This window comes from Streptomyces sp. NPDC047515, from assembly GCF_040643055.1.
In the GTDB taxonomy this organism is placed as follows: domain Bacteria; phylum Actinomycetota; class Actinomycetes; order Streptomycetales; family Streptomycetaceae; genus Streptomyces.
In genome coordinates, this window is the sequence record NZ_JBEYTM010000018.1 from 20,148 (window position 1) to 32,609 (window position 12,462).

Consider the following 12,462-nt stretch of genomic DNA (forward strand, 5'->3'; position numbering starts at 1 on the left):
TGGACGGGGGCGGACGGCGCTGCGGCTCGTCGTTGCCGAGGAACCGCAGCCGGACGCCGCATGGGAGACCCGGGGACTGCGCCGGTACCAGGTGTGGACGGCCGGTGCCCCCGTACGGCGTCGGCGTGACGACATGTACGAGCCATTGGGGTGGAACCGGTGTCGGCTCATGGACCGCCGGCGTTCGCCCACTGCGCCGTGGGGGACGACTCAGGAGGAGTCCAGGCGGTGTTCACGGACTCGCTGATCTCCAGGACGACTCTGTGGTCGGCATCAGGAGTTCCCGGCCAGTGAGCTGCTGGGGGTGCCGAACGACCCGCCCCGCGTCGCAGCGGCGCTCGGGGCGGGGCCTTGCCCTCCGGACGGCTCCGGCAACGACGTCGGGTCCCAACGAGGAATCCGGCGCCCTGAGGACGACGAGTACGGCGACGAGCACGGCGAAGGCAGTCACGCCGAAGCGCAGGGCGAAGGGAGTGTTTATCGTCAGGCAGACGACTATGATCACGGCATGCCGCCCTACGACCCGTCGACCTTCCCGCCCTTCGCTGTCACCGTCGACCTGGTTGTGCTCACGGTGCGCCGCCATGCGCTCTGCGCGCTGGTGGTTCGCCGTGGTGAGCCGCCCTTCCAGGGGCGATGGGCGCTACCCGGCGGGTTCGTCAAAGCCGATGAGGATCTCGGGGCCGCGGCAGCGCGCGAACTCGTCGAGGAGACCGGGCTGTGTGCCCAGGATCCGGCCGCGCCGGCAGTGGGCAATGGTGCCCATCTGGAACAGCTGGCCACCTATGGCGACCCCGGGCGCGACCCCCGGATGAGAGTGGTGAGCGTCGCCCACCTCGCGCTGGCCCCCGATCTGCCGGCCCCGCGGGCGGGCGGCGATGCGAACAGTGCGCGTTGGGCACCGGTGGGGGACCTGCTCGGCCCGGAGGGCAGGGTGGGTCATGAGGGCGAAAACCAGGCTCCGCTGGCCTTCGATCACGCGCAGATTCTTGCCGACGGTGTCGAACGGGCGCGTTCCAAGATCGAGTACTCCTCTCTGGCCACCGCTTTCTGCCCGCCGGCGTTCACGGTCGGTGAGCTTCGGAGGGTGTACGAGGCGGTATGGGGCGTGGTCCTCGACCCGCGGAACTTTCACCGCAAGGTGACAGGGACGCCCGGCTTCCTGGTGCCTGCGGGCGGGACGACCACGCGACAGGGCGGTCGCCCTGCCCAGCTTTTCCGAGCCGGAGCGGCCACGGTCCTCAACCCGCCGATGCTGAGGCCGGAAGTCTGACCACGGAACGCCCATAAGGTCAGCGCTCCACGAAAAGTCGGATATGTCGCGTTATCTTGCTGCGGTACCCGCTCTGCTGCCGAGCGGTCTCACCTCCCGCGAGAGAAGCGATGCTCCAGGCCATCGGACTCACCAGCTCCCCCCGCCGCGGCCTTCCGGTCGCCGTGGACGATCTCACCTTCGAAGCCCGGCCCGGCCACGTCACCGCACTTCTGGGGGCTGCTGGTTCGGGCAAGACCGCAGCTCTCCGTCTGATGCTCGAACTCGACTCGGGTCGGGGGGTCACCTACTTCCGGGGCAGACCGCTGCACCGCATCCGCAACCCGGCACGTGAGGTGGGCGTGCTCCTCGGGGACGTGCCGGGCCATCCCGCCCGTACGGTCCGAGGCCAGCTCCGCATGCTCTGCGCCGCCGCAGGAGTGCCGGCGTCCCGGGCCGACGAATTGCTCGAAGTCGTGGGTCTCGCCGGACTCCGGGACCAGCGCATCGGCACGCTCTCGCTCGGCATGGACCGCCTGCTCGCCCTCGCCGCGGCGCTGCTCGGCGACCCGCACACGCTGGTCCTCGACAACCCCGCAGCCGGCCTCTCCCCGCGCGAGGAGTGCTGGGTGCACGAGCTGCTGCAGTCCCGTGCCGGCCAGGGTGGGACCGTTCTCTACACCACGGCCGACCCCAAGGAGGCCGCGCGAGCCGCCGACCGCGTGGTCACCATCGAGAATGGACGCCTCGTCGCGGACCAGAGCGCCGACGACTTCTCCCGGACCCGCCTCCGCCCCCGGGTCGCGGTACGGACCCCGCACGCGGCCCGCCTCGCTGCCGTCGTCGGTCGCGAGGCCCGAGCGGCCAGACGCTCGGTCGAGGTGGTCACCGAAGCGAGTGGCCGCCTCTCCGTATACGGTTCCACCTGCGCGGAGATCGGCGACGCGGCATTCCGGCACGGGCTCCCGGTGCATCAACTCGCCGACGAGGTCGCCGACATCGGCCCCGCAGGCGCCACGATCCCCACGGGCCCCGCTCACGGCGAGAGGGGAGCCGAACCGCGACCGGCCGCGTGCGCGGCAGGCTCGGAACCGCTGCCACCGATCCGACGCCGCCCGGTCCGCGGTCCGCTCCGCCCGCTGCGATACGAACTTCGTCGCCTTTTCGGGGTCGGAACAGCAACCCTGGTCGTGGTCGCCGTTCTTGTCGCCTCGGTCGGACTCTCCGTCCTCCTCGCCCGCTCCGGCCACGCTCAGCTACCGAAGGTGCTGGCGGCCTGGCCGTCATCGCTGCCGTTGCCACCTGCGGCAGTCGGGGCCGGAGTGCTGGGCGCCATCTCATTCGGCGACGAATTCCGCTACCCCGCGCTCGCGGCGGGCCGGGGCACCGTTCCCCGCCGTCTGGGGCTGCTCCTCGCCAAGCTGCTGGTGTCAGCGGGCGTTGCCCTGGCGCTCGCCCTGGCTGCCGTGCTGGCCGCCGCCGAAGCTCTCCATGTGGTGTACGGCGACGATTTGCTTCGGATTCCGCCGAATCCGGTAGCCATGGGTGCGAGTTGGGGAGGGCTGACCGTTGGCTGCGCCTGGGCGGGCCTCCTGGCTGCCGGGGTCTTCAGAGTGACGACGGCCGGCGTCGCCGCGGTGCTGGGCATTCCCGTGCTCGTCGTTCCGCTTGTCCAGAACGTGCTGACGGGAGCTGCCTCACGTCCGATCGACGGTCTTCCGGGCAGGCTCCGAGAGCTGATGTGGCCGCGCTGGCCGCACGAGACGGACCGATGGGTGGCAGTCGTCGTGCGTGTGGTGGCACACCCGGTGGGGACCGCGCTGTCACTGTCGTTGTCGGTCCTGATCTGTGCGTATCTGCTCACCGGCCTTCGCGGCAGGGTTCGTTGGTGATCGCGGTGCGGTGACGGGCCGATCGCGGCCCCACAACTTCCCGGAAGTTGCCCGATTTCCACCAATAAGGCGTCAATTGGGGGGTGGGTGCCGATCACCCTTTCGTGTGCTTTTCACCAAAGACCTCAAGGGCCGGGCGAGCCGCGCCGACAAAGGATGCGTGAGTACCCTTGCGCACACCATGATGACCGCCGCCCGCTCCGCCGATTCCGGCCTCGCCGGCCCGGGTGAACTCGATCGCTACCCGTACGCGGAGGCGCCGGCCGGCGAGCGCGCCCCTCTTCGTTCCTGGGACGGTCCCGATGCCGAGCTCGGCCGGGCGGGCCGGCGGGGCTCGGCCAGTCGCGGCCGTGGCCTCCACGGCCAACTCGTTCAGCAGCTGGGTCAGATGATCGTCTCCGGCGACCTGGGTGCCGACCGCCCTCTGGTGCCGGAGGAGATCGGTCAGCGTTTCGAGGTCTCCCGCACCGTCGTACGCGAATCACTGCGCGTCCTTGAGGCCAAGGGCCTGGTCAGTGCCCGGCCCAACGTGGGTACCCGGGTCCGCCCGGTCAGTGACTGGAATCTGCTGGACCCCGACATCATCGAATGGCGCGCCTTCGGCCCTCAGCGCGAGGACCAGCGTCGCGAGCTGGGGGAGCTCCGGTGGACGATCGAGCCGCTCGCCGCCCGTCTCGCCGCAGGTCATGGCCGCGAGGACATCCAGCAGCGCCTCGGTGACATGGTCGAGATCATGGGGCATGCGCTCGGGCAGGGTGACGGGATCACCTGCTCCAGGGCCGATGTGGAATTCCATTCCCTGCTCATTCAGGCGGCTGGCAATCGCATGCTTGAGCACCTCTCCGGCATCGTTTCCGCGGCACTGCAGGTCTCCGGTGGCCCCGTCACGGGCTGCGATCGCCCCACTGAGGCGTCCCTCGGCCACCATGCGCGGATCGTCGACGCCCTCGCGTCCGGTGACTCGGCGGGTGCCGAGGCGGCCATGCGTCAACTGCTCGTCGTCCACCCCGAGGTGGAGCGGGTGGTGCCCGCGCCCCGCGAGCACTGAGCGCAGCACGGCCAGGGTGTACGAACCACGTGTCGCCGGGCCCAGGCGGTCCGGCGGCACAATTGTGGGGGGATGACACCCATGGTCACGTTCGTCGCAAATGAGGTGTGACTCGGGCCACGCGGATTGGGCGTAACACTCCTCGAAGCAGTGCGATGACTTAAGAGGTGACCGCCACGGAAGGAATACAGCAGCCGTTCAGTGCGCTGTGCAGTTCTGAGGCCAAGCCCGCGCCGTCGGTACATTCCCAGCCCGACGGTCGTCGGCTCCAGCCCTCTCCAGGGCCGGGCCGGAAGCCGTTTCCATCGTTCCGAGAGGTTGTTCGTGTCGGCCAGCACATCCCGTACGCTCCCGCCGGAGATCGCCGAGTCTGAGTCTGTGATGGCGCTCATCGAGCGGGGAAAGGCTGATGGGCAGATCGCCGGCGATGACGTGCGTCGGGCCTTCGAGGCTGACCAGATTCCGCCAACCCAGTGGAAGAATGTTCTGCGCAGCCTCAACCAGATCCTCGAGGAAGAGGGTGTGACGCTGATGGTCAGTGCCGCGGAGCCGTCGAAGCGTGCCCGCAAGAGCGTCGCAGCAAAGAGCCCGGTCAAGCGCACCGCCACCAAGACTGTCGCGGCCAAGACGACCGTGACCAGGACCGTCGCGGCCGCTGCCGCCCCGTCGGCAGAGACCGTGGACGTGGTGGCTGAGGACGCTGCCGCGGCCGGCCCTGCGAAGAAGGCAGCAGCCAAGAAGACGGCCGCCAAGAAGACCGCCGTGAAGAAGACGGCGGCCAAGAAGACAGCAACGAAGAAGTCCGGAAAGTCGGACGACGAGCTCCTCGACGGCGACGAGGTGGCCGAGGAAGTAAAGGCCGGCAAGGGCGAGGAAGAGGAGGGCGAGGGCGAGAACAAGGGCTTCGTCCTCTCCGACGACGACGAGGACGACGCACCGGCGCAGCAGGTCGCCGTCGCCGGCGCCACCGCCGACCCGGTCAAGGACTACCTGAAGCAGATCGGCAAGGTTCCCCTCCTCAACGCGGAGCAGGAGGTCGAGCTCGCCAAGCGCATCGAGGCCGGTCTGTTCGCCGAGGACAAGCTGGCGAATTCGGACAAGCTCGCGCCGAAGCTCAAGCGCGAGCTGGAGATCATCGCCGAGGACGGCCGCCGGGCCAAGAACCACCTGCTGGAGGCCAACCTCCGTCTCGTGGTTTCGCTGGCCAAGCGCTACACCGGGCGCGGCATGCTCTTCCTGGACCTGATCCAGGAAGGCAACCTCGGTCTGATCCGTGCGGTCGAGAAGTTCGACTACACCAAGGGTTACAAGTTCTCCACGTACGCCACCTGGTGGATCCGCCAGGCGATCACTCGCGCCATGGCCGACCAGGCCCGCACCATCCGTATCCCGGTGCACATGGTCGAGGTCATCAACAAGCTCGCCCGTGTGCAGCGTCAGATGCTCCAGGACCTGGGCCGCGAGCCCACGCCGGAGGAGCTGGCCAAGGAGCTCGACATGACCCCCGAGAAGGTCATCGAGGTCCAGAAGTACGGTCGTGAGCCGATCTCCCTCCACACCCCGCTGGGTGAGGACGGAGACAGCGAGTTCGGTGACCTGATCGAGGACTCCGAGGCGGTCGTCCCGGCCGACGCGGTCAGCTTCACGCTCCTCCAGGAGCAGCTGCACTCAGTGCTCGACACGCTCTCCGAGCGCGAGGCGGGCGTGGTCTCGATGCGCTTCGGTCTCACCGACGGCCAGCCGAAGACGCTGGACGAGATCGGCAAGGTCTACGGAGTGACGCGTGAGCGCATCCGTCAGATCGAGTCGAAGACCATGTCGAAACTGCGCCACCCGTCGCGTTCGCAGGTGCTGCGCGACTACCTCGACTAGGTCGCAGAAGTGCATGCCGAGGGCCGGGCTTCCGACAGGGAGCCCGGCCCTCGGCCTATCTGCGGGTGCGGTCGCTGGTGAGTGGGATGACTCTGGGTGGTGATGGTTCACCACAGAGTCAGGAGTGCGCATGTCCCGTACCGTCTTCCGCGCCATGGCCGGGGTGTTCGCCCTGGTTGCCGCCACGGCTGTGATACCGCTCGGATCCCCCGCTCCGGCCGTTGCGGACAGTGTCGTCATCGGTGGTGAGCCGGCGCACGTGAAGGACAGTCCCTGGGTCGTGGCGCTGTCCAGCCGCGACCGGTTCGGGGACACGCGCGCAGGCCAGTTCTGCGGGGGCGTCGTGGTGGGGCCCAAGAAGGTGTTGACCGCTGCGCACTGCCTGAGCCGGGAGGCTCTCGGCGTCGAGGTCGGCAAAGTGCGCGATCTGCGGGTCATCACCGGCCGGGACTCTCTGCGCGGGACCGAGGGCAAGGAGATCGCGGTGCAGAAGGCATGGAGCAACCCGGCATTCGACCCCGTCACGAACGCGGGGGACCTGGCGGTGCTCACTCTGGCCGACGCGTTGCCCGCGAAGAGCGTGGTCCCGATGGCCGCGTCCGGTGACGCGGCGTACGAGCCGGGCACCGACGCCGTTGTCTATGGCTGGGGCGACACGACCGGCAACGGTGACTATGCGTCGTCCCTTCGCTCCGCCAAGGTGAACGTTCTGCCGGACAGTCTCTGCGCGCGGGCCTACCCGGGCGGCAGGGACGGCACGTATGACGCCTCAGCGATGCTCTGTGCGGGCGAACTGGTGGGTGGGTATGACGCATGCCAGGGCGACAGTGGAGGGCCGCTGGTGGCCCGTGGACGGCTCATCGGGCTGGTGTCCTGGGGGAACGGTTGTGCCCGGATGGGGAGCCCGGGTGTCTACACGCGGATCTCCGCAGCGATCGGCTGGATGCCGGGTGGTGACTGAACGGCATCCTCGCGCAGGTACGAGAACGGGCGGCTTCCTCTTCGGGAAGCCGCCCGTCGGCCGGTCCGGGACCTGCCCCAGGCTCGTCGTGGATGCGAGGTGTCAGTGTTCCTCTTCGGTGGCCTGGGCCTGTACAGCCGTCAGCCGGTCCGTCTCATCCTGTATTTCCGCGGCGATCTTCTTGAGTTCCGGCTCGAACTTGCGACCGTGGTGGGCGCAGAAGAGCAGTTCACCGCCGCTGATCAGGACGACGCGCAGATATGCCTGGGCGCCGCAACGGTCGCAGCGGTCTGCTGCGGTCAGCGGGCTCGCGGGGGTCAGAACAGTAGTCACGTCGCCTCTTCTCTAGCTCGACGAGCTGTCGTACCAGGGTCAACATCCAACCAGGCCGAAAACGTTCCCGCTCGTGGCTTTTCTTCGAAACTTCTTCTCAAGATGGCTGTCTGTTGCCGGTTGGCGGCGAATGTGCCGTATTGCGTAGCGCTACGGTTTCGCGTTGCTTGTCTGGGTGGATCCTCCCGGCTGGCTTGCCGGTTTGTTCATGAGGACGTGCCCGGAGCCTAAATGGTTCATGCCTGGAAGGGAACGTGATGTGCGCGTCACTCCTGCGAGGGATCGAACGTGTATGCGAGGCTGGACTAGTGTGAGGGTTCTCGGAGGGTGGCGGTACAACCGCTCTACCAGGCATCGGTACCCTCTCAGCGGCGACCGAAGCCGAGCCCGATACCCACTGGGCCCCAAATGAAATTCAGCGAGGAGCGAACCGCGTGACCGCCGATACGTCCGTGCCGTCCACTGCGCTGCTGACCGGAGCAGACCGAGACGGTTCCAACTACACCGCGCGGCACCTGCTCGTACTCGAGGGGCTCGAAGCGGTTCGCAAGCGTCCCGGGATGTACATCGGATCCACCGACAGCCGCGGTCTCATGCACTGCCTCTGGGAGATCATCGACAACTCCGTCGACGAAGCTCTCGGCGGTTACTGCGACCACATCGAGGTCATCCTCCACGACGACCAATCCGTGGAGGTCCGCGACAACGGGCGAGGCATCCCCGTCGACGTCGAGCCCAAGACGGGTCTGTCCGGCGTCGAAGTCGTGATGACCAAGCTGCACGCCGGCGGAAAGTTCGGCGGCGGCTCCTACGCGGCGTCGGGCGGTCTGCACGGAGTGGGCGCCTCCGTGGTCAACGCGCTCTCGGCCCGGCTCGACGTCGAGGTCGACCGCAACACGACCCACTCGATCAGCTTCCGGCGCGGAGTGCCGGGAATCTTCACCGAGCAGGGGCCGGACAGCCCGTTCGACCCGGCCAACGGCCTGCTCAAGGGAAAGCGGGTACCGAAGGCGCGCACTGGTACCAGGGTGCGCTACTGGGCGGACCGGCAGATCTTCCTCAAGGACGCCAAGCTCAACCTGGAGACGCTCCACCAGCGGGCCCGGCAGACAGCCTTCCTCGTCCCCGGCCTCACGATCGTCGTCCGTGACGAACGGGGTCTCGACGGCCAGGGCAAGACCGAGGAGACCTTCCGCTTCGACGGCGGAATCAGTGAATTCTGCGAGTACCTCGCCCAGGACAAGGCGGTCTGCGACGTCCTGCGCCTGACCGGCCAGGGCACGTTCAAGGAGACCGTGCCGGTCCTGGACGAGCGCGGGCACATGACGGCGACGGAGGTCACTCGTGAACTCGCCGTCGACATCGCCCTGCGCTGGGGCACCGGGTACGAGACCAACCTCAAGTCCTTCGTCAACATCATCGCCACCCCCAAGGGCGGCACGCATGTGACCGGATTCGAACGTTCCGTGACCAAGACGGTCAACGAGGCGCTGCGCTCCGCCAAGCTGCTCCGCGTAGCCGAGGACGACATCGTCAAGGACGACGCGTTGGAGGGCCTCACCGCGGTCGTCACCGTGCGGCTGGCGGAGCCGCAGTTCGAGGGCCAGACCAAGGAGGTGCTCGGCACCTCGGCGGCCAACCGGATCGTCGCCAATGTCGTGGCCAAGGAACTGAAGGCGTTCCTGACCTCGACGAAGCGCGATGCCAAGGCCCAGGCCAGGGCGGTCCTGGACAAGGCGGTGGCGGCTGCACGCACCCGTATCGCGGCCCGCCAGCACAAGGACGCACAGCGTCGCAAGACGGCGCTGGAGTCCTCCTCGCTGCCGGCGAAGCTCGCCGATTGCCGCAGCGACGACGTGGACCGCAGCGAGCTCTTCATCGTCGAGGGCGACTCCGCGCTCGGTACGGCCAAGCTCGCCCGGAACAGCGAATTCCAGGCACTGCTGCCGATCCGGGGCAAGATCCTCAACGTTCAGAAGGCGTCCGTCTCGGACATGCTGAAGAACGCCGAGTGCGGGGCGATCATCCAGGTCATAGGAGCCGGGTCGGGGCGTACCTTCGACATCGACGCCGCCCGCTACGGGAAGATCGTCCTGCTGGTGGACGCCGATGTCGACGGCGCGCACATCCGCATTCTGCTGCTGACGCTGTTCCAGCGCTACATGCGGCCCATGGTCGAGGCGGGCCGGGTCTTCGCCGCGGTACCCCCGCTGCACCGGATCGAGCTGGTCCAGCCCAAGAAGGGCCAGGACAAGTACATCTACACGTACTCCGACAACGAGCTGCGCCAGCGGCTGTTGGAGCTTCAGCGGAAGAACATCCGGTACAAGGAGTCGATCCAGCGCTACAAGGGGCTGGGCGAGATGGATGCGGACCAGCTGGCAGAGACCACGATGGACCCGCGGTTCCGCACGCTGCGGCGGATCAACATCGGCGACCTGGAATCGTCCGAGCAGGTCTTCGACCTGCTCATGGGCAATGAGGTGGCGCCGCGCAAGGAGTTCATTACGAGCTCTGCCGCCACGCTGGACCGCTCGCGCATCGACGCCTGAGCGGTGCTGTCTCCACCCGTGGGTGGAGACAGCGACTCCACCCACGATCAACCCCTGAGCCGATCCCCTGACCTGGCCGTTTCCGTAGCGTCGAAGGCGTTCAACCTTCCCGCGTCTCGGAGGCAGCCATGTCCGGGCTTGTCAATATCTTGGTGATCGTCGCCGTCGTCGTCGTTGTCGTGATCCGCCAGTGCTCGGCACGGCGGATCTCCGACGACAAGCGCTGGTGGATCCTGCCGGGCGTTCTCCTCGTCATGTCGCTGCGCGAGCCCGGACTGCTCGACCCGCGTCAATCGGCCATGTCCGCAGCGGTTCTCGGCGCAGAGCTGGTGGTGGGGCTGGTGACGGGTGCCGGCTGGGGTTGGACGTCCCGGCTGTGGCGCGAGGCGGACGGCTCGCTGTGGAGCAGGGGCACCAAGGCCACCGTCTTCGTCTGGACGGGTGGGCTGGTGCTGAGGGCGGCTCTCTACGGGGTTGCGGCGCTGATGGGCATACATCAGGGCAGCGCGGCTCTGCTGTCGGCTCTCGCGGTCACGCTGGCGGCGCGCAGCGGCGTGCTGACGTGGCGGGCCGGGCAGATGCGTCCGGCGTACGGTGGCTGTGCCGACGGGGAGCCGTCGCAGTCGGTGTGGAAGGACCGCGTGTGACTCGCACGACCTGGACGGCATGGCCGTCCCGTGAAGCCCTCTCGCCGGGCCGTCGCACCCGCCCACGAGCGATGATCACCTGGTCCGTCCGGGTCGCTCTGCTCACGGCCATGCTGTGGGGTACATTCGCCGGCGGACGGTTCGGGCCCTGGGAGGTGGCCTTCGGGCTGGTGTGCGTCGTGGGCTGCGCGATTGCCGCGTGGGCCTTCTTCCGGGCCAGTCTGGAACACCGGCTGTGGCCTTCGCTGGGACTCCTGGCGCTGCTGATGGCAGCGGCGTTCGGGGCGCAACAGGTCGGCGCCGGTGTGCCCGCGGTGGTCCTGTGGTGCGGTTGCGCGGTCGCTGCTCTGGAGAGGCTGCCCCTCTCGGCAGGCCTTCCGGCCACGGCCGTTGCCCTCGGCGCATACGCCGCCGTCAACACGGACGGCTGGCTGAACACGGCGATAACCACGGCGGGTCTCTGTCTGGCGGGCTATGTGCTGAGGCTGGATGCCGAGGCCCGTGGCAGCGCCCAGAGACTCCTCGCGCAGGAGCGAGCGGCTCGCGCGGCGGAGGCGGAGACCGCTGCCCTGGACGAGCGGGCCAGGATCGCCCGGGAGATACACGACGTGCTCGCCCACAGCCTCTCCGCGCAACTGGTGCACCTGGAGGCGGCGCGGCTGCTGATCGAGCAGGAGCCTGCGGGCGAGTTCCGGGACCGGGTCCTGGAACGGGTGGTGTCGGCGCGTTCCATGGCACGTGAGGGGCTCGCGGAGACCCGTCAGGCGCTTTCGGCGCTCCGGGGGGAGGTGTCCCCCGTGGAGGACTTCCTGCGGCAGCTGGTGGTCGCGGAGACCGCCGAGGTGAGTGTGGCGGGGGAGCAGCGGGCCTTGACCGCAGAGGCGTCGCAGACGGTCCGGCGGGTGGCACAGGAGGCCCTGACCAATGTACGTAAACATGCGCCGGGGGCCAGGGTTCTCGTCCGGCTGGAGTATCTGCCGGACGAAATCGCCCTGGAGGTGTGGGACTCGGGAGGGCGTGGAGTCGACGAGGAGCTCGCCGGCAGTGGCTCCGGATACGGTCTGCTGGGGATGAGGGAGCGGGCCGAGCTGATGGGCGGGACGCTGGAGGCCGGTCCCGGCGAGGAGGGTTTCGTGGTGAGTCTGCGGGTGCCCGCGTGAACGCGCGGGTCGTGGTCGCCGATGACCAGTCGGTGGTGCGCGAGGGAATCGTGATGCTGTTGGGGCTGCTGCCCGGAATCGAGGTGGTTGGATCGGCGAAGGACGGCGAAGAGGCCGTCGCGCTCGTGGCCGAACTGGACCCTGACGTGGTTCTGATGGATCTGCGGATGCCCCGCTGCGACGGAGCGGAGGCGACACGGCGGATTCGCAAGGAGTATCCGGGAACCCAGGTGGTGGTGCTCACGACGTTCGCGGACGACGACTCGCTCTTTCCCGCGTTGCAGGCAGGGGCCCGGGGCTATCTCACCAAGGACGCCGGCGGCGATGAGATCGTGCGGGCCATTCAGGCCGTGCTGTCGGGCGAGGCCGGACTCTCGCCTTCCATCCAGCGCCGCCTTCTGGAGCGCGTCACCACACAAACCCCGCCGCCCGGCCCGGCCCCGGAGCCGCAGTTGCCCGACGGCCTGACGCCACGTGAGCTCGAAGTGCTGGTCCTGATCGCGGAGGGGCTGTCCAATCTGGAGATCGCCCGCAGGCTGCACATTTCGCAGGCAACCGTGAAGAGCCACATCAACAATCTCTTCGCCAAGGCCGGGGTGCGTGATCGGGCACAGGCCGTTCGCTACGCGTACGTTCGGGGCCTCGCACAGCCGCCCGGGCCCGTCTTCACCTGAAGAGGTGAAGACGGGCGAATGAAGTGCCCGGGATCTTCCCAATCTGCCCATTCTTGAGTATGCGGCCGAAG

The 12,462-nt window shown here is 68.3% G+C and carries 10 protein-coding genes; 9 read left to right on the plus strand and 1 reads right to left on the minus strand.

Annotated features, from left to right (window positions below):
- The first annotated feature begins 508 nt into the window (after window positions 1–508).
- The 5 genes from ABZ826_RS17265 (at window position 509) to ABZ826_RS17285 (ending at window position 7,025) form a co-directional block, all read left to right on the plus strand.
- Window positions 509–1,273 (plus strand): NUDIX domain-containing protein, encoded by a 765-nt coding sequence (locus ABZ826_RS17265; protein ID WP_361448400.1) that lies wholly within the window; start codon window positions 509–511, stop codon window positions 1,271–1,273.
- Window positions 1,274–1,383: 110 nt separating this feature from the next.
- Entirely contained in the window at window positions 1,384–3,144 is a 1,761-nt protein-coding gene (locus tag ABZ826_RS17270) for an ATP-binding cassette domain-containing protein (protein WP_361448144.1), read from the plus strand.
- A gap of 160 nt (window positions 3,145–3,304) precedes the next feature.
- Window positions 3,305–4,192: a FadR/GntR family transcriptional regulator gene (locus ABZ826_RS17275; protein ID WP_361448147.1), complete on the plus strand. Its 888-nt coding sequence runs from the start codon at window positions 3,305–3,307 to the stop codon at window positions 4,190–4,192.
- Window positions 4,193–4,516: 324 nt separating this feature from the next.
- Window positions 4,517–6,064, plus strand: coding sequence for an RNA polymerase sigma factor (locus ABZ826_RS17280; protein ID WP_361448150.1), 1,548 nt, complete (start codon window positions 4,517–4,519; stop codon window positions 6,062–6,064).
- Window positions 6,065–6,194: 130 nt separating this feature from the next.
- On the plus strand, window positions 6,195–7,025 hold the full coding sequence (locus ABZ826_RS17285) for a serine protease (protein ID WP_361448153.1): 831 nt from the start codon (window positions 6,195–6,197) through the stop codon (window positions 7,023–7,025).
- A gap of 102 nt (window positions 7,026–7,127) precedes the next feature.
- On the opposite strand, the gene ABZ826_RS17290 is transcribed toward ABZ826_RS17285, so the two are convergent.
- Window positions 7,128–7,358: a hypothetical protein gene (locus tag ABZ826_RS17290; protein ID WP_283854449.1), complete on the minus strand. Its 231-nt coding sequence runs from the start codon at window positions 7,356–7,358 to the stop codon at window positions 7,128–7,130.
- A gap of 434 nt (window positions 7,359–7,792) precedes the next feature.
- Here ABZ826_RS17290 and ABZ826_RS17295 point away from each other — a divergent pair, with 434 nt between their 5' ends.
- The 4 genes from ABZ826_RS17295 to ABZ826_RS17310 all read left to right on the plus strand — a co-directional run bounded on the left by ABZ826_RS17295 (window position 7,793) and on the right by ABZ826_RS17310 (window position 12,391).
- Window positions 7,793–9,910, plus strand: coding sequence for a DNA topoisomerase IV subunit B (locus tag ABZ826_RS17295; RefSeq protein WP_361448156.1), 2,118 nt, complete (start codon window positions 7,793–7,795; stop codon window positions 9,908–9,910).
- 128 nt (window positions 9,911–10,038) lie between these two features.
- Complete coding sequence (locus ABZ826_RS17300) at window positions 10,039–10,557, plus strand: DUF1453 domain-containing protein (protein WP_361448159.1); 519 nt, start codon at window positions 10,039–10,041, stop codon at window positions 10,555–10,557.
- Window positions 10,554–11,717: a histidine kinase gene (locus ABZ826_RS17305; protein WP_361448162.1), complete on the plus strand. Its 1,164-nt coding sequence runs from the start codon at window positions 10,554–10,556 to the stop codon at window positions 11,715–11,717. Before ABZ826_RS17300 ends, ABZ826_RS17305 begins: the two co-directional genes overlap by 4 nt.
- Complete coding sequence (locus ABZ826_RS17310) at window positions 11,714–12,391, plus strand: response regulator transcription factor (protein WP_361448165.1); 678 nt, start codon at window positions 11,714–11,716, stop codon at window positions 12,389–12,391. The genes ABZ826_RS17305 and ABZ826_RS17310 overlap by 4 nt, the downstream gene beginning before the upstream one ends.
- Window positions 12,392–12,462 lie beyond the last annotated feature (71 nt).